22 protein-coding genes are annotated in these 25,737 nt (G+C 73.6%); 8 read left to right on the top strand and 14 right to left on the bottom strand.

Features of this window, described 5'->3' with window-relative positions; all coding sequences use genetic code 11:
- Positions 1–131: 131 nt before the first annotated feature.
- Positions 132–2,306, bottom strand: a complete 2,175-nt coding sequence (locus tag ACIGG8_RS35815; RefSeq protein ID WP_396552800.1) for an SdrD B-like domain-containing protein — start codon at positions 2,304–2,306, stop codon at positions 132–134.
- A 282-nt stretch (positions 2,307–2,588) separates the two neighbouring features.
- Here ACIGG8_RS35815 and ACIGG8_RS35820 point away from each other — a divergent pair, with 282 nt between their 5' ends.
- On the top strand, positions 2,589–2,771 hold the full coding sequence (locus ACIGG8_RS35820) for a hypothetical protein (protein WP_396552801.1): 183 nt from the start codon (positions 2,589–2,591) through the stop codon (positions 2,769–2,771).
- 3 nt (positions 2,772–2,774) lie between these two features.
- Here ACIGG8_RS35820 and ACIGG8_RS35825 read toward each other — a convergent pair whose 3' ends face one another.
- Together ACIGG8_RS35825 and ACIGG8_RS35830 are read right to left on the bottom strand one after the other, a co-directional pair.
- Entirely contained in the window at positions 2,775–4,265 is a 1,491-nt protein-coding gene (locus ACIGG8_RS35825) for an RICIN domain-containing protein (RefSeq protein WP_396552802.1), read from the bottom strand.
- A gap of 154 nt (positions 4,266–4,419) precedes the next feature.
- Entirely contained in the window at positions 4,420–5,943 is a 1,524-nt protein-coding gene (locus tag ACIGG8_RS35830; protein ID WP_396552803.1) for a hypothetical protein, read from the bottom strand.
- 372 nt (positions 5,944–6,315) lie between these two features.
- On the opposite strand from ACIGG8_RS35830, the gene ACIGG8_RS35835 reads away from it, so the two are divergent.
- Positions 6,316–7,863 (top strand): sigma-70 family RNA polymerase sigma factor, encoded by a 1,548-nt coding sequence (locus tag ACIGG8_RS35835; RefSeq protein WP_396552804.1) that lies wholly within the window; start codon positions 6,316–6,318, stop codon positions 7,861–7,863.
- A 298-nt stretch (positions 7,864–8,161) separates the two neighbouring features.
- On the opposite strand, the gene ACIGG8_RS35840 is transcribed toward ACIGG8_RS35835, so the two are convergent.
- Positions 8,162–9,034: a MurR/RpiR family transcriptional regulator gene (locus tag ACIGG8_RS35840; RefSeq protein WP_396552805.1), complete on the bottom strand. Its 873-nt coding sequence runs from the start codon at positions 9,032–9,034 to the stop codon at positions 8,162–8,164.
- A gap of 75 nt (positions 9,035–9,109) precedes the next feature.
- Here ACIGG8_RS35840 and ACIGG8_RS35845 point away from each other — a divergent pair, with 75 nt between their 5' ends.
- Complete coding sequence (locus ACIGG8_RS35845; RefSeq protein ID WP_396552806.1) at positions 9,110–9,967, top strand: EamA family transporter; 858 nt, start codon at positions 9,110–9,112, stop codon at positions 9,965–9,967.
- 107 nt (positions 9,968–10,074) lie between these two features.
- On the opposite strand, the gene ACIGG8_RS35850 is transcribed toward ACIGG8_RS35845, so the two are convergent.
- Together ACIGG8_RS35850 and ACIGG8_RS35855 are read right to left on the bottom strand one after the other, a co-directional pair.
- Complete coding sequence (locus ACIGG8_RS35850) at positions 10,075–11,253, bottom strand: Cmx/CmrA family chloramphenicol efflux MFS transporter (protein ID WP_396552807.1); 1,179 nt, start codon at positions 11,251–11,253, stop codon at positions 10,075–10,077.
- A gap of 259 nt (positions 11,254–11,512) precedes the next feature.
- Complete coding sequence (locus ACIGG8_RS35855; protein WP_396552808.1) at positions 11,513–13,828, bottom strand: GH92 family glycosyl hydrolase; 2,316 nt, start codon at positions 13,826–13,828, stop codon at positions 11,513–11,515.
- Between the two features lie 181 nt (positions 13,829–14,009).
- On the opposite strand from ACIGG8_RS35855, the gene ACIGG8_RS35860 reads away from it, so the two are divergent.
- Positions 14,010–14,933, top strand: a complete 924-nt coding sequence (locus ACIGG8_RS35860) for a phosphotransferase family protein (RefSeq protein ID WP_396552809.1) — start codon at positions 14,010–14,012, stop codon at positions 14,931–14,933.
- An 87-nt stretch (positions 14,934–15,020) separates the two neighbouring features.
- On the opposite strand, the gene ACIGG8_RS35865 is transcribed toward ACIGG8_RS35860, so the two are convergent.
- Positions 15,021–15,971, bottom strand: a complete 951-nt coding sequence (locus ACIGG8_RS35865; protein WP_396552810.1) for an AraC family transcriptional regulator — start codon at positions 15,969–15,971, stop codon at positions 15,021–15,023.
- 144 nt (positions 15,972–16,115) lie between these two features.
- Here ACIGG8_RS35865 and ACIGG8_RS35870 point away from each other — a divergent pair, with 144 nt between their 5' ends.
- Positions 16,116–16,832, top strand: coding sequence for an SDR family oxidoreductase (locus ACIGG8_RS35870; protein WP_396552811.1), 717 nt, complete (start codon positions 16,116–16,118; stop codon positions 16,830–16,832).
- A 114-nt stretch (positions 16,833–16,946) separates the two neighbouring features.
- On the opposite strand, the gene ACIGG8_RS35875 is transcribed toward ACIGG8_RS35870, so the two are convergent.
- The 6 genes from ACIGG8_RS35875 to ACIGG8_RS35900 all read right to left on the bottom strand — a co-directional run bounded on the left by ACIGG8_RS35875 (position 16,947) and on the right by ACIGG8_RS35900 (position 22,171).
- On the bottom strand, positions 16,947–17,216 hold the full coding sequence (locus ACIGG8_RS35875) for a LapA family protein (RefSeq protein ID WP_350522402.1): 270 nt from the start codon (positions 17,214–17,216) through the stop codon (positions 16,947–16,949).
- 116 nt (positions 17,217–17,332) lie between these two features.
- A complete protein-coding gene (locus ACIGG8_RS35880) occupies positions 17,333–19,693 on the bottom strand; it encodes an ATP-binding protein (protein ID WP_396552812.1) in 2,361 nt (786 codons plus the stop codon).
- Between the two features lie 28 nt (positions 19,694–19,721).
- Positions 19,722–19,982, bottom strand: a complete 261-nt coding sequence (locus ACIGG8_RS35885; RefSeq protein ID WP_396552813.1) for a hypothetical protein — start codon at positions 19,980–19,982, stop codon at positions 19,722–19,724.
- 16 nt (positions 19,983–19,998) lie between these two features.
- Positions 19,999–20,139 (bottom strand): hypothetical protein, encoded by a 141-nt coding sequence (locus ACIGG8_RS35890; protein ID WP_396552814.1) that lies wholly within the window; start codon positions 20,137–20,139, stop codon positions 19,999–20,001.
- A gap of 106 nt (positions 20,140–20,245) precedes the next feature.
- Positions 20,246–20,890: a GAP family protein gene (locus tag ACIGG8_RS35895; RefSeq protein WP_396552815.1), complete on the bottom strand. Its 645-nt coding sequence runs from the start codon at positions 20,888–20,890 to the stop codon at positions 20,246–20,248.
- A gap of 345 nt (positions 20,891–21,235) precedes the next feature.
- Positions 21,236–22,171, bottom strand: coding sequence for a hypothetical protein (locus ACIGG8_RS35900; protein ID WP_396552816.1), 936 nt, complete (start codon positions 22,169–22,171; stop codon positions 21,236–21,238).
- 170 nt (positions 22,172–22,341) lie between these two features.
- Here ACIGG8_RS35900 and ACIGG8_RS35905 point away from each other — a divergent pair, with 170 nt between their 5' ends.
- A complete protein-coding gene (locus tag ACIGG8_RS35905) occupies positions 22,342–22,773 on the top strand; it encodes a hypothetical protein (RefSeq protein WP_396552817.1) in 432 nt (143 codons plus the stop codon).
- 190 nt (positions 22,774–22,963) lie between these two features.
- Here ACIGG8_RS35905 and ACIGG8_RS35910 read toward each other — a convergent pair whose 3' ends face one another.
- Positions 22,964–23,572, bottom strand: a complete 609-nt coding sequence (locus ACIGG8_RS35910) for a helix-turn-helix domain-containing protein (protein ID WP_396552818.1) — start codon at positions 23,570–23,572, stop codon at positions 22,964–22,966.
- Between the two features lie 113 nt (positions 23,573–23,685).
- Here ACIGG8_RS35910 and ACIGG8_RS35915 point away from each other — a divergent pair, with 113 nt between their 5' ends.
- On the top strand, positions 23,686–24,516 hold the full coding sequence (locus ACIGG8_RS35915; protein WP_396552819.1) for an MBL fold metallo-hydrolase: 831 nt from the start codon (positions 23,686–23,688) through the stop codon (positions 24,514–24,516).
- 155 nt (positions 24,517–24,671) lie between these two features.
- Entirely contained in the window at positions 24,672–25,733 is a 1,062-nt protein-coding gene (locus ACIGG8_RS35920) for a hypothetical protein (RefSeq protein ID WP_396552820.1), read from the top strand.
- Positions 25,734–25,737 lie beyond the last annotated feature (4 nt).

A 25,737-nucleotide genomic window follows, 5' to 3' on the forward strand; every position in this document is an offset into this window, starting at 1 on the left:
TGGGTTTGGTTGTGTTTCTCCCACAGCCTGGCTGGGCGCGGGGGGGGGGGGCGGGGGGGCGCGCCGCGGGGCGGGGGGGGGGGGGGGGGGGGGGGGGCCCCCCCCCCCCCCCCCCCGCCACCAGGGGGTTGTCAGTGGCCGCACCCGCAGTGTCGGAAGCCGAAGTCGAGGGTGTGGTCGTTCTCGCCGGGGCCGCCGGTGGTCAGGGCCCGTTCGGGATAGTGCTCTCCCGGCGGGGCGATGCCCTTGGAGTTGACGAAGGGATCGTCACCGACGTCGTGCCGGGTGGGCACCCAGCGGTGGAGCGGACCGCCCTCGGCGTAGTCGGACGGGTTGTCCAGCCGGATCGTGTACGCGGTGTGCGGTGCGAGGCCGCCGTCCACGTTCGAGTCGTCGAAGTAGTACTCGCCGCGTGCCGTCGTCGTCGTGGTTCCGACGAGCCCGCCCGACCGGTCGTACAGGTGGACGGTGACGCCCTGCGCGGGGAGTTGGCCGGGTTCCTGGATGCCTTCGCGCTCGGGGTCGTACCAGACCCGGTTGCCGATCTGCAGCGGCGCCCGGTCGCAGAGCACTTCGAGGTCGCCCATCGAGGCGCCCTTGCCGAACGGCGCCGGGACGTTCGCCGGGTTGAGGCGCAGTCCGAACGCCGGGTCCTGCTTGCCGTCCGCCCGCTGGAGGAACGACGTGCCGTAGCCGAAGGCGGTGCTGTTGGGGTCGAACCCGGAGATCCCGAGGGTGCTTTCGACCTTGGACAGCGCCATCCCGGCGTAGGCCGCGTTGTGGTGGAAGCCCATCCGGCTGGTGTCGAAGAAGCGGGTGCCCCGGGGCGAGAGTCCACAGCCGTTGTCGGTGTCCAGCACGTAGGTGCCGTTCACCGGGCAGGCCTTGTCCAGATCACCGCCCGACAGGACCTGCCCGACGGGGGCGCCCGCCGCCGCCTGGCCCGTCGCCCGGTCGGCGAAGCGGTCGCGGAAGGCCAGCAGCATCGAACCGTCCGCCTCGAAACCGACCTCGCCCAGCTCCGGCTCCGGCTGGGCGCGGAAGCCGGAGCAGGTCTGGCCGTTCTGCGCGGTGGGGTAGGTGTCCGTCCACGGGAACCAGCCGGCGCCGTCGCACGGGCCCGCGCCGACGGTCGACTGGCGAGGGTAGTCCAGCGGCTGGTCCAGCACGGCCGGGCGGAACCGGCCGGTGGCCGGGTCGAAGGGCAGCACGACCGCCCGCAGGTCCGACACCGCGCCCGTCGACTCGCCCGAGCAGACACCGCCGAGGTAGCCGGTCCCGTCCTGGAAGCCCAGGCCGAAGGGGCGCCAGTCACCAGCCGAGGGGCAGCCCGGGTCGGGGACGGGGTAGACGGCCTTCGGTGACGACGCGGTCGCCGCGGTGGCGTCGTAGCGGTACAGCCGGCGGTCGTTGAGGTTGACGACGAACAGGTCCCTGCCGTCGTCCGTCACCTTGAGCCCGCCGAGGCTCTCCTTGCCCGGCACCGTCAGGAACGCGTCGTCCGTCCCCGGCCCGTGCGCCGTGCTTCCGGCGTCCGGGACGGTGGTGAACAGCGTGGTCCGCCTCTGCGCCAGGTCGGTCACGTAGATCCCGCCGGAGCCGCCCGGGCCGTAGCCGGTGCTGCGCTTGGCCGCCGCCGAGGAGAACACCCGCCCGTCGGCCCTGTTCCACGCGATGCCGAACAGCGTGCCGGTCTCCGCGTCGGTGGCGATGTCCGTGACGGTCACGTCCACGCCGTCCTGGCCGCGCGCACCGTACGGGAAGGACACCAGCGTGCGCTGCGCGCCGCCCTCCCACGTGGTGTTCTGGCAGGTCGTCACCAGGGGGGCGTTCTTCTGGCAGTAGTCGCCGGGGCTCCACAGGCCCGTGGTGTACGAGACGTTCCGGCCGTCGGAGAGGTCGACGAACTCAAGGTTGGAGCTGAGCCGGTCGGGCGCCCCGTCCAGTCCCTCCCGCGAGGCGAAGGCGGGGAACAGCACGCCGGGCTTCGGATTCACCACCTGCACCCGGTACTTGCCGCCGCGGTCCCGGTTCCGCGGCGGTGCCAGCGTCACCGTCCCGTCGGCTGCGGTGGTGCCCTCGACGTGGACCCGGCTCCCGCCGGTCAGGGTCACCCGCACGCCCGCCAGGCCCGGTTCCAGCGCGGGCGTCCACGCACCCGTGGCGTCGACGGCCCGGACCACCCGGACCGTCACCGCTCCGTCCGCGCTCTGCGGGTACGCCGCGGGCGCCGTCAGCACCCCGCTGACGGTCAGCGCGACGGTGAGCACCGCGGCCCGCGCGACGCGCGTCCTTCGTCTTGTCATCCCCACCTGGGGCCTCACTCTCGTGGTCGGCGGGCGGACGCCCGATCCGGACAGGACCCCCAGGAGAGCGGCGACCGGTCGTACACGCCCCCGCTTCGGGGCTCGTTCACCGGTGGGTGTGACGGAGAACGGGCCGGAAATCGCATCAAGTTCGGACACGGACTCACAGGTTCGTAGGCAATCGGAGACGACGGGGTACCCCGCGTGCGCGCCGCCGGCCGCCCATCGCCCGACCGAAACCCCTCTGGCACAGCCGCGGCCCCGGCTGACACAGTGAGCACCGTGCACGAAACGGAAACCGAGGCAGCCGACCTGACGGCCCCGCAGGTGATGAGCGAACGGTGGGGGAGCGGCCTGCCGGACGAAGGGCTGCAGCAACGGTTCACCGAACCGGGCTGGACCTACCAGGAACAGCTGCCCCGCGCCCCGGCCGACGAAGGCCGCTCCCACGACGACCGTCCGTGACGGTCAGTCGCGGTCAGTTCGACGAGGTGAAGAGGAAGTCGTCCTTGCCGTAGTAGTTCGGTTGGTGGACGAGGGGGAGTCGGCCTTGGCCGGCCCGGGCCAGATGTCGCGGGGCCCGAGCAGGTGCTCGCCGTAGTCGCTGGATCCGACCGGTGGTGCGAAGCGGATGCGGAAGGCACCGGAGTCCTTGTCCGGAAGGACGGTCCAGAGCTGCTCCCGGCGGCCGGCGAGGCAGTCCCGCAGGACGGCGGCGACGGTGTTGCCCCCGCCGCTGGTCCCGTCCAGGCATCGCTCGTCGGCCGCGTGGCGGATCCGGTAGAGACCGTCCGCGTCGTCGCGGACGAGCCGCCAGCGCTGCGCGTCGCCGCCGGTGCAGGTCTCCAGGCGGACGCCGGATCCGTCACCGTCGCCGGGGGTGACGCAGAGGCCGCTGCGCAGGTTGACGAGGCGGAGCCCTGTCGTCCCGGCCGGCTGACCGGTGGGCGGCGCCCCGGAGGAGTCGGCCCGCGCCGACGGTCCGGGTGCGGCACCGGAGCGGCCCGGGGCCGCGGCGGTCGGCGATCCCGGGTGTGACGGTGACGGGGGAGGCGGCACCCCCGGGGAGGCGGGCGGCCGGGCCGGGGACGAGACCGACGGCGGGTTCGATGGCGGGCCCGACGGCGGGTTCGCAGGAGGAGCCGGGTGCGCGGCAGTATCGGGCGGGGCGGGCAGTTGGGGTGCGGCGGCCGCGGCCGCCGCCACGATCAGGACACCGAGGCCCAGCACGATGAGGCCGACCATGATGGTCCGGTCGGAAGGGCGCGGGCGGTGGCCGGCGGCAGCGGGACGGCGTCTTCGCGGAGAGGCCCGAGGGGCGCGGACGGACGTAGCCGGGTGCGACCCCTCCGGAGCCGACTGCGCGGCCGTCGCGGTCGACGGGCCCGGCGCGGGGCCACCGGTCCCCGGCAGTAGCGCGCGCTGGAGCGTGGTGCGCTGCCAGGCGTGGATGGCGGTGAGCTCGGTGCGGGTGCGGGTGCGGTCGCAGTCCGTGCACCGGGCCAGGTGGACTTCGAGGAGGTGGTCGTCCCGGTGGCCGCGCAGGACGGTGTCGCCGAGCCTGGCGACGAGTTGGCGGCAGTCGCGGCGGGGCGTGTGCAGTGCGTGGAACCGCAGGCGGGTGTCGTAGAACCGCCGTACGAGCCGGGGGTCGGGGACGGGGACGGGGACGGGGACGGGGACGATGCGGCCGTCGGCGGACGAGGTGCCGGGGTCCGCTTCGGTCGGCGCTTCGAGGTGTCGCGCCAGCTCGGCCCGGACGGCCTCGGGGAGCTGCCGGAAGGCCTGGAGGATCGGCGAGGCCTTCTCGGCGGTGTTCGCGGCCCGGGTACGGGGGGTGGTGTCACCCGGGCCGGGCGGGCCGTGCTCGCCGTGGTGGTGACGGGTCGTGAGTGCTCTGGCGGGCGACCGGCGGCTGTGCGCGGTGCCCGGGGGCGGGGCGGCGGCTGGTTCTGGCACGGATGGCCTCGATCCTGGGATGGGCGGTTGCTGATCCGCCCGGCGAAGGCTGCTTCGCCGGGGGAGTGGGGCCCGACGGCGGACCGGTGCCGGCCCCGGAGGGGCCGTGGCCGGGTTGCGGTCCGCCGCGGGTCTTCTCGGAGGGGAGGCCCGATCAGTGCTTGCGGTGCTGGGTGCGGCGCCGGCGCAGGAGGACCGCCGTGGTGCCGCCGGCCAGGACCAGCACGCTGCCGGCGAGGGCGGGGACGGTGACCTTGGCGCCGGTGTGGGCGAGCGAGTCGGTGCCGGTCGCGGTGGTGCCGGCGGGCGGCGTCGGCAGACCCGTGGTGCCGATGTCGGCGGCACCGTCGCCGGCGGTCGCGGTCGGGGAGGGTGCCCGGTGGGTGGGCGTCGGTACGGCGGTGCCCGTCGGGGTCGTCCCGGAGCCGGGCTTGGCGGTGGTGGTGCCCGGGGCGGGACCGGTGGGTGTGGCGCTCTGGGTCGGGCCGGGGCTGGGGGTGGTGCCGGAGCCGAACCGGATCTGGACGTCGGCGCCGGTGGCGGTCGCGCCGGTGACGCTGAGGGACAGGCCGGTCGCGGTGTCGGTGAGGGCCACCGTCCCGGTGAACGAGCCGGCGGTCGCCTTGTCGTCCTGCTTGCCGTTTCCGATCATGACGGCGTGGTCGTACTGGCCCTTGGGCACGCGGTAGACGTCGACGCCCTTCGCGACGTCCAGGTCGGGGGTGGTGGCGCCGGGAGTGCGGTACTCGACGACGATCCGGTCGCCGCCGCTTCCGAGGGGGAGGTCGACGGCACGCACCCCGGCGGTGTCCGCGGCGGCGTGCAGGGGGGTGAGGTGCACGGTGGTGGCGGCGGTGGGCGTGGTGACCTGCCCGCCGGGCAGCCACTTCTGCGCGATCAGTTCGGGAGCGGAGAGGCCCTTCTTCTCGCCGCCCGCGCCCATGGGCGTCCGCCTGCTGTAGCCGTCGGCGGTGCAGGAGGTGAAGCTGCCCGGCGTGCACACCTGGCGTTCCTGGTGGGCGAAGCCGAGGTTGTGGCCCATCTCGTGGGCGATGGCGGCCACGTCCTTGACCGCCCCCTCCTGGAACCAGGTCACGTTGCCGGGCTGGTTGCCGAGGCCCCACCAGTCGCAGGCCTTGTTGCTCGGCATGACGATCGACAGGTGGTCGTAGGCCAGGCCGGACGGCAGCGCCTTGCGGGCGAGTTCGGCCATCTTGCCGGTGTCGCAGGTGGAGCCGTCCATGGCGAGGTCGAACGGCCCCAGCACGCCGTCGTCCTTCGCGGGCACCACGCCTAGGAGCCCCCCGGAGTTGGCGGCGTAGTACGAGGCCAGGGATCCGCTCTGCCCGAAGAAGTGGCTGCGGGCGTCCGAGTGGTCCGCATCGGGGCTCGCCAGGCGGGCGTTGGCGAGGTTGACGAGGACGACGACGTGCCGGTCGATCTTCTGCAGCCCGGGATCGGCCGCGGCCGGGGTGGTGGTGAGGGCCGTCGTGGAGAGCGTCAGGACGCTCGCGGCGGTGAGGGCGAGGACGGCGGGCGTCACCCGCCGCGGGCGGCGTGCGGCGCCGGTGAGTTCCTGGGCTGAGTCCGGCGGCAGACTGGTCGAGTGGGTCGGGGACGTGCGGGGTGCCGTGCTCGGCTCTTCGGCCCGGTGGATCGGGCGCCGACTGATCGTCATGACGTGATGCCTCCTGTGTCTCGGTTCCTGAGGGCGAGACCGGGCGGGGCCCGCGACGACCCGCGGCTTTGCCAAGGCTTTACCGAACCGGTTTCCGTCACGCCCGCTCACCGGCGGTCCGTATGCCGACGAGCCCTGCCGCGCGCGCCCCCGGGACGACGGTCCGCTGCGGAGGGCCCCGGCCCCCGGTCGGCCCGTCCCCCACGACCGGGCCGCCGAGCGCCCGCCCCGCGTCCTTCGCGCGGCCTCCGGCAGCCCGACGGGCGTGGCACACTTGCCCGCTATCCGGCCGGGACGACCGCCGGTTCCCCGCGGCGACGAAGCCGCCCGTCCCCACCCGAACGCCCCTCGGCGAGCAGATCGGAGCGAGCGTTGAGCGTACTGACGACGGTCTTTCGGACGGATCTGACCGACCTGACCGATGCCGAGCTCGCCGGACTGCTGCGCGCGCCGGCGGCCGCTGCGGGACCGGCCGTCCCGGACGTCATGGGCGAGGTGTTCGCCCGTCACCACGCGGCCGTCCTCGCCTACGCGCGCACCTGTTGCCGGGACGCCGCCACCGCCCAGGACCTGGCCGCCGAGGCCTTCGCCCGCACCTACCGCTCGGTCACCGCCGGCGGCGGACCCGAACACGCCTGGCGCCCCTACCTGCTGACCTGCGTACGCCACACCGCCGTGGACTGGGCGCGCGAGGGCAACCGCACCCGGCTGTCGGACGACTTCGAGGCCTGGGCCGACACCCTGCCCGCGGGCCAGGACGTCGAGGCCGCCGTGCTCGCCGCCGAAGAGGGTTCACTCGTCCTGCGCGCCTACCGCTCGCTGCCCGAGCGCTGGCAGGCCGTGCTGTGGCACGCCCTGGTCGAGCACGAGCCGGCCGCCGCGACCGCCAGGCGTCTGGGCATCACGGCCCGCGGTATCGGCTCCCTCGTCGCCCGCGCCCGCGAAGGCCTGCGCGAGGCCTACCTGCGCGCCCACCTCGACCGGGCCGCGAGCGACGAGTGCCGTCACTTCGGCGGCCTGCTCGCCGCCTCGATACGCCGACCGGACAAGCGGGCGGCCCGCGACCTCGACCGCCACCTCCGGTCCTGCGCCGACTGCACCCGCGCCGACCGCGACCTGCGGGACCTCAACGGCCGCCTCGGCGCGATCCTTCCCGCAGGCATCCTGCTCTGGAGCCCCCACGCTCTCTGGTCGTCCGCGGCGGGGCACGGGATCCACCTGGCCGCCGCCAAGGCGGGCGTCGTGCGCGCCGGCGCCACCAAGGCGGCCTGGGCGACGGCCGTCGCGGGCGCGACCGCTGTCGCCGTCGTCGCCCTCGCGCCACCGTCGGAGCACACTCCCCGGCAGGCCGACCCCCTGGCGGCCGTCCCGGTCCAGGCGTCGCCGGAGGTGCCCGCGAGCCAGGCCCTCACCCCCCAGGCCCAGCCGCCCGTCAACGCCGCCCCTTCCGTCAACGCCACCCCTTCCGTCACCGTCGTCCCGTCCGTCACCGTTGCGCCCTCCACCACGGCCGGGGTTCCGCTGACGGGCTCGCGGACCATGGTCAACGGCATGACCGGCCTGTGCGCTCAGGCCGACCCCGGCGGCGCCCTCACCCAACGCGCCTGCAACCGGACCGCCGGGCAGGCCTGGCTCCTGCTGCCCGCCGCCGGCGGCTTCCAGATCAAGAACACCGGCACCGGCCGATGCGTCGGCACCGGCGGCAGCACGACCGACGGCGCCCCGCTCGTCCAGGAGAACTGTGCGGACGGGGGCAAGGACCAGGTGTGGACGCTCTGCGACAACGGCATGGTGATCAACGCCGGCAGCGGTCTGCTGTTCGGTCTGAAGCACTGGCCCGAAGCCGATCATCCGGGCCCCGGAGACCAGTTGACGCAAAGTCGGAACTACTACGACAGCCGCGCGTTCCGCTGGCAGTAGCGTCCCCGCAGGTGTGACGGTCGCTCGCATCGCCCCATGGGGTGACACCGGGGCGACCGGGGAGGGGCGACCCGCCGACGCGGTCGGACCCGGACCCGGACTCGGACCCGGACCGCGGCCGGACCCAGGCCCAGGCCCAGGCCCGGACCCCGACCGGCCATCGCCGAGCCGGGCAGCGGGCTCCTCCGACGTCGGAAGGGATCGGAAGGGCCGCGTGATGCCGTCCCGCCGCACATCCCTCCCGTCCGCCGTCGTCGCGGCTCCGCGAAGCCGCGCCGGAAAACGATCTGACGCAGCGTCAGTAGACGTGGTCCGCGCAGACGTCCGCGGCGAGCAGCAGGGCCTGTTCGGCGCGCGGTCCGCGCAGCGCCAGCAGGGTCTGGGCGAGCGCGTCCACGGCGGCCAGGTGGGCGAGCCGGCTGGCCGTGGTCTCCAGGCCGAAGACCAGGTCCTGGCCGCCCGCGATCAGGGCGCAGGTCGCCGTCTCGGTGAGCGGTGAGCGGGCGTAGCTGGTGAGCGCCAGCACCTCGGCGCCGGCGGCCCGGGCGCTGCGGGCGGCGGCCACCACACTGTGGGTGGCGCCGGTGTGGCTGACGGCCAGGCAGACGGCGCCCGCGGGGAGCCCGGTGGCCACCAGCTGGGCGGTCATCGAGTCGGCCGGGGCGTCCACCAGCAGGCCGAGCGCGCGCAGCCGGTAGGCGAGGTCGAGCACCACCGCGCCGGACAGTCCGGTGCCGACCAGGAGCACCCGGGGGGCGTCGTTCAGCAGCTCGGCGGCTGCTCGCAGGTCGTCGGGGCCGAGGGTGGCGGTGATGCCCTCCAGGGCCTCCCGGGCGGCGCGCAGGGTGTCGGCGAGCGCCCGGGCGGCGGGGTCGTCGGTGTCCGCGGCCGGCCCCGGGGCGGGGGCGGCGGGGGCGTGCAGGGCGGCGGCGATCTTGAGCTCCTGGAAGCCGCGGAAGCCGAGCCGCTGGCAGGCCCGGACCACGGAGGAGGGGGCCGTTCCGGCCAGCGCCGCGACGTCGCTGACGCTCAGGTGCACCAGGGCGGTGCCCCGGTCCAGGACCACCTGGGCGACCCTCGCCTCCGTGCCGCGCAGCTCGCCGAGGCGGGCCCGGATCTGCGCGGCCAGCTGGGATTCCAGGGGCGTGAAAATTTCGGAACCTTCTTCCATGGATCTAGGATACCGTGGAATTCGGTTCCAAGCACTGCCGGGAGTCCGGCAGGCTGACGGGAGGGGAGCTTCGCCATGTCAGAAATCGGGTCGGCCGTGCCGCTGGCCGTGCTCACGGCCGCCGTGCTGCACGCCGTGTGGAACGGGCTGGCGCACCGGATCCCGGACAAGATGGTCGGATTCGCGCTGATCAACCTGACCTACACCGCCTGCGCCCTGGTGCTGGTCGCGGTCAATCCGCTGCCGGCCGCCGCGGCCTGGCCGTACCTGCTGGCCTCCACGGTGGTCCAGACGATCTCGACGGTCCTGCTGCTGCGGGCGTACCAGCTGGGCGACTTCGGGCAGATGTACCCGATAGCCCGCAGCTCGGCGCCGCTGCTGGTCGCGCTGCTGTCGGTGACGGTGCTCGGCCAGCACCTGGGGGTGGGCGAGCTGGCGGGTGTGGTGGTGATCTCCTGCGGGTTGATCGGGCTGGCCTTCGCCCAGGGCATACCCGGGCGGGCGCAACTGCCCGCTCTCGCGGCCGCCGCCGGTACCGGCACGATGATCGCCGGCTACACGGTGCTGGACGGCAGCGGCGTCCGGCACGCCGGCACTGTCGGCGGCTACGTGGCCTGGCTGTTCCTGCTCCAGGGGCCGACGCTCGTCGCGGTCGTCTGGGCCCGGCGCGGCCGCGCCCTGCTCACCGGGGTGCGCAGCATGCTGCCGGTCGGGATCCTCGGCGGGGTGCTCTCGCTGACGGCGTACGGCCTGGTGGTCTGGGCGCAGTCCCGGGGCAACCTGGCGTCGGTCGCGGCGCTGCGCGAGACCAGCATCGTGATCGCCGCGCTGATCGCCACCGTGGTGTTCCGCGAGCGCCTCGGGCGGCTACGGCTGACGGCCGCGGTCACCGTCCTCGGCGGGATCGCCGTCCTGGAGTTCGCGCGGGCGTGATCCGCCCGGGCGCTCGACGGGGCGGGGGCGCCGGCCGCGAGCGCCCACGTCCTGGGGGCCGCTTTCGACGCGGGACGCAGGACGTGGGCTCTCGGCGTTCGCCCGCGTCACCGGAGCACCTCCGCGCTTCGGCCGGCCGCGACCACACTGCGGAGGGGGATCGCGAGGAGCAGCGCGACGGCGACCAGGAATCCGCTCGACCACAGCGGCGCGAGGTTCCCGGCTCCGGTGCCGAGGGTGGTCGCGGCGATGAGGGGGCCGGCGGCGGCGCCGACGTTGAGTGCGGCGGTCGCGTACGACCCCGCCATGGAGGGTGCTCCTGCGGCTTCGTAGAGGACCCGGGTGATCAGGGTGCTGCCCAGCGCGAACGACAGGGCACCCTGGACGAACACGAGGGCCAGCAGGGCGACCGGCTGGTCCGCCAGCACGGCCAGTGCCGGCCAGCCGACGAGCAGCAGCGGGCCGCCGACCGCGAGGACCGGCCCGGGGTGCCGGTCGGACAGTCGACCGGCGACGGTGACGCCGCCGAACGACCCGGTACCGAAGAGCACCAGCGCGACGGGGATCCACAGCTCGCTCAGCCCGGCGGTGCCGGTCACGACGGGGGCGAGGAAGGTGAAGCCGGCGAAGGTCGCCGCGTTCACCAGCGCACCCAGCAGCATCACCAGGACCAGCCTCGGCCTTGCCAGTTGGGCGAGTTCCGCTCGTAGGGTCGGCCCGCCGGCGGTCCGTTCCTCCGCGCGTCCCGCCGGGATGCCCTTCAGGACGCCGAGAGCAGCGGGCAGGCAGAGCGCGGCGACGGCCCAGAACGCGGCCCGCCAGCCGAGCAGGGTGCCGAGCACCGAGCCGCCGGGGACACCGGCGATGGTGGCCGTCGTCGTGCCTGACAGCAGCACGGCCAGCGCGCGTCCCTTCTTGTCGGGCGGGACCAACGTGGCGGCAGCCGTCAGGGCGACGGCGAGGAACCCCGCGTTCGCGAGCGCGGCAACGACCCGGGTGGCGAACAGGACCGGGAAGCTCGTGGTGACGGCGCCCACGGCGTGCGCCGCCGAGAACGCGAGGACGAACCCGAGCAGGCCGGCGCGCCTGGGCCAGTTGCGGGAGAGTGCGGCCACCAGGGGGGCGCCGACGATCATGCCGATCGCGAAGGCCGAGGTGAGCGAGCCCGCCGTGCCGACGGTGACGTCGAGATCCGGGGCGAGGTCCGGCAGGAGGCCGGCGAGCATGAACTCCGAGGTGCCCATGGCGAAGACCGCCACGGCGAGCAGGTACAGCGGAAGAGGCATCGAGAGGCTCCGGGGCGAGGAGAGGCACGAGAGGGTCATCTCGTCACCGCGGCCGGCCCCCCTGAGGGCGCACCCGTTCGACCGCAGAACGCGGTTCGACGACGGGGCTTACGAGCTCAGTGGTGAAGGGGGCTGACGGCGTGACCGAAAGCCCCCACCTCGTCTGACTCAGGACTCGACATGATCCGCACGCTACCCGACCACTGCCGGCCGAGGCATCCCGTTTTCACCGTCGTGGCCACCGGCGCGCCGCGGTGGTTCACCGCGCGCCTCCGGGCCGGTGGTCCCGCGCCGGAGTCTGGGCCTGGACCTGCGCCGGGGCCGGGGCCGGGGGCGGCGGGAAGGACGGCGGTGCGTCGGCCGGGTCGCTGCCCCAGGAGGGGGCGGGCGTGTCGGAGAGGGTGAAGGCGAGGGTGCCGCCGTGGCGGACGAAGTCCTCGCTCACCCAGGGGCGGCCGGTGGGACGGCCGTCGGTGCGCAGCGCGTGGACGTAGCGGACGGTGTCGGAGGCGCCCGGGGCGCTGATGTCGATGGTGGGGCCGTCGCCCCGGCGGATGGTGACGGCGGGGAACCGGGGGCTGGCCAGGACGAGTTCGGCCCGGCCGGGCACCTGCGGGTACATGCCGAGGGCGGCCCACACCGCCCAGGAGGACATCTGCCCGAGGTCGTCGTTGCCGGGTTCGCCTCCGGGGGTGTCGGTGAACAGCGTGGTGAGGGCGCGCCGGACCACGTCCTGGGCACGGTCCGGACGGCCTGCGTAGGCGTAGGCCCAGGGCGTGTTCAGGGAGGGTTCGTTGCCGAGGTAGGCGTAGGGCGCCCGGGAGCCGGCGTTGAGCTCCGTGAAGAAGGTGTCGAGCCGGTTCACGGCGGCCGCACGGCCGCCCATCGCGTCGAACAGGCCGCGCTGGTCGTGGGGCACCATCCAGGTGTACTGGGCGGAGTTCCCCTCGGCGAACCCGCTGGGCCGCTCGGGGCTGAAGGGGGGCCAGCTGCCGTCCGCGTCGCGCGGCTGGACGTAGCGGCTGGTGTCGTTGAAGACGTTGCGCCAGTTCGCCGAGCGTCGCAGCAGGACGTCACGGGCGGCGGAGTCCCCGAGCCGGGCGGCCAGTTGGGCCAGCGCGAAGTCCGTGGTCGCGTACTCCAGCGTGATGGACGCGCCTTGCCCTTCCGTGTCCGCCGGGACGAATCCCGTGGTGTCGTAGGCCTCGTGGCCGGGGCGTTGGCGCGGGTCGTCCCTGCCCTGCCGGGCCAGCCGCAGCAGCCGGGCCGCGTCGAAGCCGGTGGCTCCGAAGGCGTGGACGGTGGCGGCCATGGTCGGCAGCGGGTCACCGACCATCACGCCGGTGCCGCCGTTGGCCAGGGTCCACCGGTCGAAGTAGCCGGCCGAGTCGCCCTGGTCGGTGATCGACTGCGCGATGTCGGCGGCCTCGTCCGGGGCGATCAGTGCGATCAGCTGGATCTGCGAGCGGTAGACGTCCCAGCCGGAGAAGTCGGCGTACTGGGCGTGGCCGCGGCGGGTGGTGCGGAGCCGGCCGTCGAAGCCCGGGTAGCGGCCGTCGGTGTCGCTGAACACGCTCGGGTGCAGCAGGGCGTGGTAGAGCGCGGTGTAGAAGACCCGGCGCTGCTCGCTGGTGCCGCCCGCGACGGCGATCCGGCCCAGCAGGTCGTTCCAGCGGGCGCGGGAGCGGGCGCGGACCTCCGCCAGCGGGGCGCCGCGCTGCTCGCTCTCCAGGTTGGCGCGGGCACCCTCGACGCTGACGAAGGAGATCCCGACCCGGGCGGTGACCACGCGGTCGGGGCCGGTGTCGAACGAGACCACGGTCCTGGCGTCGGGCGAGCGGTCGCCGGCGTCCACGTGGCTGAAGGGGCGGTCGAACGCGGCGTGGAAGTAGACCCGGTAGCGGTTGGACGTGCCGCAGAAGCCGCCGCCGTCGGTGAACCCGGAGATGGTGGAGCCCTCGACGGTGAGTTCGCCCGACGCCGCGTTGAAGGCCCGGCCCGCATCGACGGCGAGGGACGCGGTGTGCCCGGCCGGATAGCTGAAGCGGGCGATCCCGGACCGCTGGGTGACGGCCAGGTCGATGCCGATGCCGTTGTCGAGGGTGACACCGTACGAGCCCGGGGCGAGGCGCTCGTTCGCGTGCGAGAACGCGGAGGACGCCGTCGGCGTGCCGTCCAGGACGGGCATGAACGGGGTGGTGCCGTAGTCGCTGCAGCCCGCACCGGAGATGTGGGTGAGGCTGAGGCCGCTCAGCCTCGGGTCGTCGTAGGCGTAGCCGCCGTGCTGGTAGGTGGCGGTGTCGGGGCTCCACTGCATCATGCCGAACGGCGCCGACGCCCCCGGGAAGGTGTTGCCGGCGCCGCCGCCGTGGCCTCGGTCGGGAGCGTCCGCCCGGGTGCCGACGTACGGGTCGACGTAGCCGGCGGGGTCCTCGACCACCACGTGGGCCGGGAGCCGCCCGGCAGCGGGCAGGCCCGCGGCGGCCGATGTGCGCGGGTTCGGCCCGGCGGCCGCCATCGCGGCCCCGAGGAGCAGGACGGCCCCGGCCCGCGCAAGGGAACGGAGACGGAACACGGGGACCTCCCGAAGGCACCTGGTTGACTGCCGATCAGGGCATTCTGTCGGTGTCCGCGCGGCTGACCCGGCCGCGACAGGCAGCTTGTCCCCCGTGTGGCCCGGGGCCGACCGTTCCCCGGCGGCCAACGGCGCGCAAAAGTCCGGTGCACCGCCGGACCGCCGGCCCTAGCATGCGGGGGTGAACCTTTCACATCTCGGCGTGCCGACCGGGCCGATGATCCGCGTCCACGGCGGGTTCGCCAACCGGATGTACCGGCTCGATACCGACCAAGGGTCCTTCGCGGTCAAGGAGTTGAACCTCGCCGACCGCCGCCTGACCTATCACGTCGAGGACGTGTTCAGGTTCGAGCAGGCGGCGTTCGCCGCCGGCATCCCGATGCCGGAGCCGATCTCGGCCGACCACGGCACGCTCGTTCACCGCTGGGCCGAGGGCGAGAAGGTGCCCGAGGCCCCGGTGTCGGCGGCGTTCGCGTTCGAGATCGGTGGGATCCTCGCGCGCATCCACGCGCTCGACGTCGCCTGGCCCCACGTGCCGGCCGAGGACCCGACGCCACGGGACTGGCCCGAACTCGCCGCGCGGGCGCTGGCGACCGGACAGCCGTGGGCCGACGAACTCGCCTCCCATGTCGGGACGTTCCTCGCGATCGCCCACTTCGTCGACTCCTGCGAGCGGCCGGGCCCCGTCGTGCTGACCCACCAGGACATCCACCCGTGGAACCTGCTGGCCCGGGAGGGCCGGCCGGTGGTGCTCGACTGGGAGCTCTCCGGCATGCTCGACCTGTCCGGCGAACTCGGCTCGACCGCGCTGAGCCTCGCGAAGGGCCCCGGCTTCGACGACATCAGGCCCGCCGTCTTCCGCTCGGTCCTCGACGGCTACGCCGCGGGGGGCGGGGCGCTGCCACCGCCGGGTCCGAGCTGGTTCGTGTACACGATCGGGGGCTGGCTGGGACACACCAGGTGGAACATTCTCCGGTGCCTCGCCGGTGTCGAGATGGGCACCGGCCCCGACCTCGCGCTGTCCCACGAGTCCGCACGCGACGGCGTGCGTGGCCTGCCGGAGCTGTTCGGCCGACTCCCGGAGCTCCAAGCGCTGCTCAGGTGAGCGACCCCCGTCCGCGCGTGCACGCGGCGTACCGGGACAGCGGCCACCGCTTCCCGGTCCGCTGCGGTGACGTCCCGCCCCGCACCGTCAGGCGTGTCCGCGTGGTTCGTCGCCCGCCGTCGTCCTGACCTGCTTGCGGTAGGCCCCGGGCGGCGATCCGAAGTGCCGTTTGAAGGCCTTGGCGAAGGCGAACTCCGACGTGTACCCCGTGTGCTGCGCGATCGTGCTCAGCGGGGCCGGCGACCGGTGCAGCAACCGCGCCGCGGTGGCCATCCGCCAGTTGGTCAGGTAGGTCAACGGCGGCTCGCCGACCACCGAGGCGAAGCGGCGGGCGAACGCCGCGCGGGACAGCCCGGCGCGGGTGCCCAGCGACTCCACGGTCCAGGGGTGGCCGGGATCATCGTGGATCGCCTTCAGCGCGGGGGCGACCGCCGGGTCGGTCAGCGCGGCCGCCCAACCCCGGGTCCGCTCCTGCGGCAGTTCGGCGTACCACGACCGGAGGATGTACAGCAGCAGCAGATCGACGAGCGCCGTGACGACCGCGTCCGACCCCGGCTGCGGCGCGTGGAACTCGGCGCACAGCTGATCGACCGCCGAACGCAGCACCGGGTGGCGGCCCGGAACCGCGGGGAGGTGGATGACCTCCGGCAGATCGCCGAACAGCGGATGCGGGCGGTCGACGTCGATCGCGTACGCGCCGCACACCAGCACCGTGCGCGGCCCCGGCCCGTCCACGGTGACCTGGCCGATCGGCGAGGAACGGTCCACGCGCTCCGGGACGAAGTCCACCGACTCACGGCCCGGCACGTCGCACAGGGTGTGCCCGCTGCCGCGCTGCAGGAACACGATGTCGCCGGGCCCGAGCGCGAGCGGTCGGCCGTGCGGTGGCAGCAGGTGGCAGTGTCCCTCCACCACCACGTGGAATCCGGCTCCCGAGACGGGTTGGAACCTCAGGGCCCACGGGGCGTGCGCATCGGTGCGAGTCACCATCGGGCGCCCCGTGCGCAGGACTTCGAGGGTGTCGCTCAGGATGTCCATGACGCCACTCTAGGCCCTGTACGGCGAGACGATGTGACAGGGAATCGAGACTTCAAGGCATTCACCGTCTCGATGGTGGCGGCGTACGTTCGTGCCACGGCGGTCGCCGAACCCCGGCGCCGGATCGAGGAAGGAACGGACCCCATGGACCTGTCCGGCAAGAAGATCGTGATCATCGGCGGAACCTCCGGCATCGGCTTCGCGGTGGCCCGACAGGCCGCGGCGGCCGGCGCGGCCGTCGTGGTCGCCTCCAGCAACCAGGACCGCGTGGACGCCGCGACGAAGCGCTTGGGCGAGCCGGCCGAAGGCCGCCGCCTGGACGTCGCCGACGGAGACGCCATCGCCGCGTTCTTCGAGCAGGTCGGGGAGTTCGACCACCTCGTCTACACCGCGGGCGAATCCCTGCTGATCAAGCCGCTGGCCGACACCACCCCGCAGGAGGCCAGGGCCGTCTTCGAGCGCCGGTTCTGGGGCGCGTTCCTCGCCGCCAAGCACGCCGCACCGCGACTGCGCGACGGCGGCTCGATCACCTTCAGCTCCGGCGTCCTCGCGATCCGCCCCCTGTCCGGGACCGTGCTCACGGCAGGCATCACCGGCGGCATCGAGGCCCTGTCCCGGGCACTCGCCGTCGAACTCGCCCCGCTGCGCGTCAACGTGGTCCAGCCCGGTGTGATCCGCACCGGGCTGTGGGACGGCAGCGTCCCGGACCCGGAGGCCTTCCTCCAGGGCGCCGGGTCCGAGCTGCTCACACGGCGTGTCGGCACCGCCGAGGAAGCCGCGGCGGCCTATCTCTTCGTGCTGTCCAACGCCTACGTCACCGGCACCACGCTCGCGGTGGACGGCGGCGCGGCCCTGGTGTGACACGGGCGCCCCGCACCCGCGCGGCAGGCGGACTGGCGCCGGGGCGCCGGAAAGGCGCAGCCCGCGTTCGGGCTGCCGCGCGGGCCCCCGGGCGCCGACCCACGGGCCCCGGGATCACGACCGAGCCGACTTGCGGGCGGCGCGGCGGCGGGCCAGGAAGACGCCGATCAGCATGCCGACGAGGATCGTGACGGTCAGGACGACCCAGAGCGGCATGGTGACGTCGGAGACCCACAGGGTGATGGTCACCGAGGCGGTGTTCACCGCGATGAACCAGACGGCCAGGACCGCGATGACGGCCATGGCAATGGTGCGCAGTCGAACCTCGCGGCCCTTGACCGTGAGACGCGACGGCTCGTGGTGCGTGCGGGCGTTCTGCGACATGGCTTCAGTATCGTGCGGTTTGCCCGCCGCCGCGCCGCGCGGCGGTCCACCCCCGTCCCCCGCCCCGTCGCGCACGGTGATCGGCCGAGCTCCCGCTGCCCGGGGCGGCCGGGACGTCAGCGCCTCCCGGGGACACCGTCGGCGCCACCGCCACCGCTACCGCCACCGCCACCGGGGCCGGGGCTGGGCGGCCCCTGCGCCCGCACCCGCTCGCGATTGGTCAGCGCCTTGGCCGCGTTGTGGTCGTCGCCGAGTTCGCGGAACAGCGCCGCGGAGCTGCCGAAGGAGTTCAGGGCCGCCCCCGTCAGACCCGCCCTCTGCTGGGCGAGGCCGAGGTTGTTCAACGCGCCGCCCTCGCGGTGGCGGTCGTGGAGCGCACGGTGCGCCTCGACGGCACGGGTGAGAGCGGCGATGGCCTCCTCGATCCTGCCCGCCGCCTTCAGGGCGGCGCCGAGGTTGGTCAGCACGGTGGCCTCGCCGTGGAGGTCCTGGAGCTCACCGAACGTGCTGCCCGCGCCGGTGAGGGTGTCGATGGCCTCGTCGAACCGGCGCATCTCCAGCAGGACGAGCCCCAGGTTGTTGAGGGCCCTGGCCTCGTTCCGGCGGTCGTGGCAGCGGGCGTAGGTCGCGGCCGCCCGGGAATGGGCGTCGACCGCGTCGTCGAACCGGCCCTCCTCGCGCATCGTGGCGCCGAGGTTGCTCAGCACGATGGCCTCGCCGTAGAGGTCGCCGAGTCCACCATAGACGGCGGCCGCCTCGGTCAGGGTGTCGATGGCTTCGTCGAAACGGCGTTCCTCCCGCAGGGCGAGACCGAGGTTGTTGAGTGCCCTGGCCCTGCCGAGGTGGTGGCCGAGCGCACGGAAGACGGCGGCCGCCCGTGTGTGGGCCGCGCGGGCCTCGTCGAACCGGCGCAGTTCCAGCAGGGCGAGTCCGAGGAGGTTCAGTGCGCTGGCCTCGCCGTGCCGGTCGGCGCTTTCCCGGAAGAGTTCCAGGGCGGTGGTGGTGACGTCGAGCCAGTCGTCGAGATGACGACGGTGACTGAGGTACCGGGCCAGGTCCAGAGCGAGGGCCGTCGTGGTCCCGGGCCGCCCGAGGGGTGGGGCGGCGCCGATGAGGGCGACGAGGTTGGGCCGTTCGGCATCGAGCCAGGCCAAGGCCGTCGCGAGGTCGGGAAAGCGGGGCGAGGGCGGACCGGACAGCGTGGCCAGGTGGGAGTCGGCCGCACGGACGGTGGCGGTGAAGTGCCCGTGGAGCCGGCCCTGGGCGGCGTCCCGGTGGTCGGCCGTGGCGTGTACGGGCAGGCGCCCCTGTTCGTCCGCGTAGAGGCGGACGAGGTCGTGCATGCGCCAGCGCCCCCACACGCCGGCCACCTCGACGAGGTGGGCACGGGAGAGGTCACAGAGGAGCTGCTCGGCCTCGACGTCGTCGACCCCGGCCAGCACGGCGGCGGACTCGGTGGCGAAGTCGGGGCCGGGACTGAGGGAGAGCAGGCGGAACAGACGGGCGTGGGCGGCGCCCAGGTGCCCGTAGGAGAGGTCGAACGCCGCCCGGACGGCGCGGTCCGCGTGCTGCAGACGCTCCAGCCGGGTGTGGTCGGCGGCCAGGGCCTCGGCCAGGGAGGACACCGGCCGGTCGGGACTGTCCGCGAGCAGCGCGCCGGCGATGCGCAGGGCCAGCGGCAGTCCCGCACACAGCCGGACGACGGCGGCCGCGTCCTCGGGGGCGTCGGCCACGCGGGTGTCGCCCTCGCCGCGGGCCTGGCGCACGGCGTGGGCGAGGAGGCCGACGGAGGCCCGGTCTCCGAGCTCGGTGAGTTCGTGCAGCCGGGCGTCGACGGCGAGGCTGTCGCGGGACGTGACGATCGCCGCGGTGACGCCGTCGCCCGGCAGGAGCGGGCGGACCTGGTCGGGGCCGGCGGCGTTGTCGACGACCAGGAGGACCGGGCGGCCGGCCTCCGCGTGGGCCGACAGGACGCTGCGGAAGAGCCGGGACCGGTCCTGGACACCGGGCGGGATGTGCGCGGGCGGGACGCCGAGCGCGCGCAGCCAGCCGTCCAGGGCGTGGTCGGGGGGCAGGCGGCGGTCCGGGTCGTAACCGAGCAGGTCGACGAAGAGGACACCGCCGGGGAACCACGTCTTCCTGCGGAGAGCCTCATCGGCGGCCTGGACGGCGAGCTCGGTCTTCCCGATCCCCGCGAGCCCGGCCACCACGTGGACGCGTGGCGACCGCCCGACGGTCTCCGGCGCCAGTCCCGCGAGGAGCGCGGCGAGTTCCTCGTCGCGGCCGGTGAAGGCGGAGGAACGCTGCGGCAGGCCGGCCAGTGCCCGGTCGGGGTCCCGTGTGAGTCGCAGTTCGACGTGCCTGCCCTGGATCACGGTGCCGAAGAAGTGCCCGCCCTCGATGGTGTTGCGCACCTGCGGAGACGCATCGTCCCCGGGCTCGTCCCCCGGTGCCGTCCCGACCGACACGTCGGTCACCGCCCCTCGATCCCTGTTCCCCCACACCCTAGGGAAGGCCGGCCGCCCGCGTGCCGCGTTCCGGCGAACGCAGGACCTGCCCACGACTCCGCGTGACCACCGGCCGGGGCGACTGAAGGCATTCGGACCCGCACACCTGTCCGCAGGGGTCGTCCGGCTCATCCCATCTGCACAGGTCGTCCAGCTCGTCCAGCTCGTCCAGCTCGTCCAGCTCGTTCAGCTCATCCAGTTCGTCCGGCTCGACCGAGACATCCGCCTCCGGCGGCTCCGCCGGCTCGGGCAGGACCACCGCCAAGGGATCCTCGTCATCCAAGCCAGTCCAGCCACGTGAGCGGGGCCAGCGGCAGCAACAGTTCCGATTCCGGCCACGCCGGCACCAAGGCCAGCGCCAGCGCGAGCGCCAGTGCAAGCGCGGACGGAGGCGGCAGCCAGAGCAGCAGCAGCACGGATTCCGAGAGCGGCAGTGCCAGTGCCGGCGCCGACGCGTCGGAAGGCAGCAGCGAGCCGCGAACCCCGGAAGCCGTGACGAGCCCGAGGTCGCCCGGTGGGTCCTCAGGTGACGAGATGGTAGATGCTGCTGGCGGTGAGCCAGAGTCCGGCCAGGAGCGCGAGGGTGATGATCAGCTGGTCCTGGTGCTGTTCGAGCCAGGTTCGCAGCGCGTCGAGCCGGGCGCGGGAGGTTTCCGGAGCCCAGACGGTGTACAGCTCCATCACCAGGAGGCTGAGGGTGGCCAGCAGGCAGTAGCCGGTCAGGTCGAGCCAGGTGTAGACGGAGGAGAGGTCGGCGTCGACGACCGTGGCGGCGCCGGCTCCGACCAGAGCCCAGGGCTGGAGCAGCCAGGCGAGTCCGGCAGCGGTGCCGAGCGAGGCGTTGTCGACGCGCCCCGCCCAGCTCGGTGGCCGGTACGGGCGGGGAGGCTGCCGACTCCGGTAGCCGCCGAACACGACCAGGCCGACGCCGATCGCGAGCTTGGCGGCGAGGGCCGCGCTCGACGGCGAACTGTGGTGGACGGGTGGCGTCCCGCCGGTCAGCAGCAGCACACAGGCGACGACGGCGACCAGGTTGGCCAGCCAGGACAGCAGGAAGGCGAGCCCCTTGTGGACGCCGCGCCGCGAGGACAGCAGGAGGACGAAGGCGCTGTTGTGCAGCGGCCCCAGGGTGATGGCCGTACCGATCACGATCAAGTCGACAACCATCGGATCACCTGCTCCCTCACGTCGACGCTCCGCCCCGCACGCCCGGACCGGCTCCAGTCCACGCAGCGGGCCGACTGCCGATGTCCGCACGGCCGCACCCGACTCTGCGGGGCCCGACCCGACGGGTCAAGCAGGCCACGCCGACAGCCCTCCTCGACGTGGCGGCCCCGTCCGCGGCCCCGTCCGTGGCCCGTTACTGCACCGGACGGAGCCGCCCGACCGCCGCGCTGCCCACCGCCGACGGGTGCGTGCTCGGCTGGAGGCCCAGCAGACCGCCGAACTGCCGTACCGCCGTACCGCCGGACCCGGTTCAGCGTCGTCGGATCTCTTCTCCGGTGGCTCCGGTCAGTGAGGCATCCGGTTGTCGGTCGCCAGCACGTCGCCCGGCACCGTCGAGCCCACCTGGCGCCGTAGTGCGCCGATCGCCGGATCGGAGATGGAGACCGTGAGCCGGTAGGGCGGCTGGCCGATGATGGTGTTGCGCGAGTCGGTCGGCGACATCAGGCGTTGCTGGACGGCGAAGCCGTCGAAGCCCGGGCACAGGGCCCCGGCCGGGAGGGTCAGCTGGACGGATGCGCCGCCCTCGGGTCCGACGTGGACGGTGCCGCCGGCGGCGGACGGGGTGTCGTCGTCGCGCGTGATCGGGAGGCCGTGGGCCCCGCCGACCAGGCCGTCCGGGCCCTCGATCTCCACCGCGACGCCCTGCGGTCCGAGTGGCGCGGACAGGTCCAGCGTGCGGTCGCGGGCGCCCGGACCGAGCAGCAGACCGATGGTGAACTGTCCGGGGTCCTTCGCCGCCCACGTGCTCACCGTGCTGCGCTTCAGGTTCGGGCACCTGGTCATCTCGTACGGGAACCAGTGCAGCCGGTACGACGTGTACGGGGTGAACTCCTGCAGGCTGCTCATGGCGCCGATCTCCGCAGGGATCCGAACGAGGTTGCTGCCGTAGAGGGTGAACTGCTTGACGGCCGTGAGCTTGGCGATGCTGGGCGGCAGGGTGACGATCTGGCGCCGATCCTCGGGGCTCATCTCCATCAGTGGTCGAAACACCTCCCGCCCGTCCGCGGCGGCCTCCTCGATCAGCGCCAGGAGGTGCTGCCAGGCGGGTGAGGAGGTGTCCTGACGCTCATGGCGGAAGCTCACCCGCCGCCGGTTGCTCACCCGCCGCTGGTCGAAGCAGCTGCACGTGTCCTGGCGGGAGGCGGTGCCGTTCGTGGCCGAGTCCGACCTGTTGCCGTGCCTGTCGGTGCGGCGCGATGCCGGCTCCGCTTCATTCGCCATGGCGTACACGATACGAAGGCGCGGGTGCGGCCGGTCAGTTGGGGGTTTCGGCTCAGGAAGGCGCAGGGTCCGATCACGAGACCCGTGGCTTGTCGGGGGAGATGATCGGGGCGGCCGCCGAGAGTCTAGGTTGGGGCCCAAGCAACCCGATCCCGATTGGCACTGGTCAGATGGCTCACAACTCCACCACCGTTCCGGCTCGCTCGTCCTCGGACGACCGGTGGCCGCTCTTCACCACCACGGCGATCCTGGCCGTTCCGGTCGGACTGGCCTGCACCGTCTACGCGTTCTGGGCCCACGGCCACTACGTCGGCGGACTGGTGTGCGTCCCCACCCCCGCGATACCCGTGTCCGCACAGGTCGCCGCATGGGCCGGTCCTGCCATCGGCATACTCGCCGCGCCCTTCCTCGCCGCGCTGCTGTGGGCCGCGGTGCGGGGGCGGAACGCCATGGCGCGGCCCCTCATGCCGCTGCTGATCATCGCGCTCGTCATCGACCTGCTGCTCATCGTGCCGGAGGTGACCAACCTCCACTCGGTGCTCCCGGACTTCGAGCCGCACAAGGTCACCGCCACTTTCTGCGGGAAGGGCTACAGCTTCTGAGCTCCGCGATCCCGCGGGAAGCGGACCGGGGGTTCCGCGTTCCGGTCGGCCGTCCCGGCAGGTGGCCGGGCACTCCTCCGGCATTCGGCGGCAGGCGTCAGGGTCAGGGTCAGGGTCAGGGTCAGGGTCAGGTTCAAGGTCACTGCGGAGGCTTGGGCCGGGTTCGTTCAGGCTCGCACACCGCCGCCGATCAGGTTCTGCGCGAGATGACCAGGATGTATTCGCAGGGGGCGTTCGTAGGGTTGGCGAAGCCGTGGTCCGCGTCGGCCCGGAAGTACAGGGAGTCGCCCGTGTTCAGGGTCTCGCTGATGCCGCCGATCGCGACGGTCACGGTGCCTTCGAGTACCACGAGTTGCTTCTCCACACCCGGCGGGTACGCGGGCAGCAGCCCGGTGGAGACGTGCGGGGGGAGGTGGTGGACGACCATCTCGGCTCGTCCCGCGCCCGGGGCCGCTGACACCATGTGTCGCTCGAAGCCGGTCTCCGGGTCACGGAAGACGGGGCGATCGGTCTTGCGCATGACGAGGGCCACACCGGGTGCGGCGGCCGCCGGCGCACCGATCAGGTCCGAGAGCGACGCGTCGAGCGCGTGGGCGATCCTGGACGCGACGCCGATCGTCGGGCTCTTCTCGCCGCGTTCGACCTTGGACAGCATCGCCCGGCTGACCGACGACCGTTCGGACAGCTGCTCCAGCGTCAGGCCCGCCTCCTCGCGGCGCCGCCGCACGTTGCCGCCGAACGCACCGGCCAGGTCGTCACCGTGCTGCGGTTCGGCCGCGGTTCCGTCTTGCTCGACCACCGTGCTCCTCGATCGATGGGTACTGCGCTGCCCACAGTGTAGTGTTCTTCTAAAGAAGATCTGATCTCCTATCGGAGACGCACGATGTGCGCCCGACATGACGGAGGGGTTCCATGCGTTTGATCTCGTGTGGCCGGCACCACGCCACGTTCGAATTCGGCGACCTGCAGGTGACCTCGCTGCGAGACGGGTACATCGACATGCCGCCGACACGGCTCCGCGGCGAGGACGGGCGCACGCTCGACGTGCTGCCGCCCGCGGTCCCGCTGGCCGGTGACAACCTGCGGCTGTCGGTCAACGCCTTCTTCGTCACCGACGGCACGCGGTCGGTTCTCGTCGACACCGGCGCGTCCGACGTCTGGCCCGACCCCACCGTGGGACTGATCTACGACGCGCTCGACGAAGCGGGAGTCGACCGCGCGCGCATCACCGATGTGGCCATCACCCACCGGCACGAGGACCACGTGAGTGGACTGATCGCTCCGGACGGCTCGGAAGCGTTCGCCGGCCTCGAACGCGTGTGGATCGGCGCCGGCGACGCCTCGGTGTTCACGGGGCGGCTCGATCCGATCCGCGACCGGGTCGTACCCGTGTCGGGGAAGGTCGCGATCAACGACTGGACCACCGCGATCCCGACACCGGGCCACACTCCCGGTCACACCGTCTACGACGTCAGAAGCGGCACCGGGCACCTTCTCGTCTGGGGCGACACCGTCCACGTCCCCACCCTCCAGTTCGATCAGCCGAACGTGGCCTGGGAGTTCGACGGAGACCAGTCCCAGGCGCGCGACGCGCGGGCGGCCCTCCTCGAACGACTGACCCGACCCGACCACTTCGTAGCCGGCGCCCACCTCGACTCACCCGGGATCGCCCGCGTGACCCCGTCCGGCGACGGCGACGGCCACGGCTACGCGCTGGAGTACCTCGCACCACCGATCGGCTGATCGGACCTGTCGGTCCCGAGTCGCGTCCGCGACGGTGGGCGGGGGAGCGCAGGGTCGACCGGCCAGGCAGTCGACCGTCAACTCGACTGCCTGTTGAAGCAGTTGCCGCTCCTCGCTTCCCCTGGTCGTCTGCACTGCACGGCATCCGCGCCGCCGTGACCGGAGACGAGTTCGCCACCCGCCCGGCCGACTCCTACTTCCCCGTCATCCCGGACGACCTCGGGCGGCGCATCCGCACCACCGCGGTGATGGGCGGCGCCCTGCTGGCAGGCACCGGCAAGGTCACCTTCCCCACCCGCGGCGGGGACGCCTTCTGCGCCCGCTACATCGACCGGCATCTGGCCGCGATGGAAGCCGCCGGGGCCGAGGTCGAGGTGAGCCGGGGCCGGGTGCGGGCCCGCTTCACCGGCAAACGGCTTCCGTTCATCACCGACGCCGAGACCCGCTCGTGGGGGCCGAGCCTGGGCGCGACGGTCATCGCGATGCTGCTGGCCGCCCGAACCCCGGGCACCTCCGCGATCCTCAACCCCAGTGTGGAGCCCGAGGTCACCCAAACCGCCGCCCTGCTCTCGCAGGCCGGCGTCGGCATCGAGTGGCGCGGCAGGACGGCACTGAACGTCACCGGCACCGACCACATCCGGGGCGGGGTGTTCACCGTCCCGCCGGACCGGCTGGAGGCCGCCACCCTCGCGCTGGCCGCCGCCATCACCGGCGGCACCGTCCACCTGGACGGCTTCCCGCCAGCCGCGTTCCCGGACGGGCTGGTGTCGGTGTTCGCCGACGCCGGAATCCAGCTCGACCCGCTGGACGGCGGAACGGCCGTCAGCACCCCGGCCGGACCGCGACCGGTACAGATGGCCACCGGCCCACACCCGGGCTTCCCGACCGATGTGCAGCCCCAGCTGACCGCTTTCCTCACCCAGGCCGAGGGCGCCTCCCGCATCGACGAGCGGATCTACACCCAGCGCGACACCCACCTGCCGGCCCTGGCCTCGTTCGGCGCCGCCGTCAACGCGAGCGGCTCGGTGATCACCGTCCGGGGCCGGTCCGCCCTCGCTGGCGCCGATGTGGCCGGGGAGGACAGCCGGGGGGTGACCGCTCTCGTGATCGCCGCCTTGGCCGCCGAGGGCACCTCTACGATCCGAGGGAGATGTATCACCTGCGGCGCGGATACGGCAGCCTGCTGCCGAAGTTGGCCGCGCTCGGTGCCCACCTGACGAT

The organism is Kitasatospora sp. NPDC085464 (genome assembly GCF_044541955.1).
Classification (GTDB): domain Bacteria; phylum Actinomycetota; class Actinomycetes; order Streptomycetales; family Streptomycetaceae; genus Kitasatospora.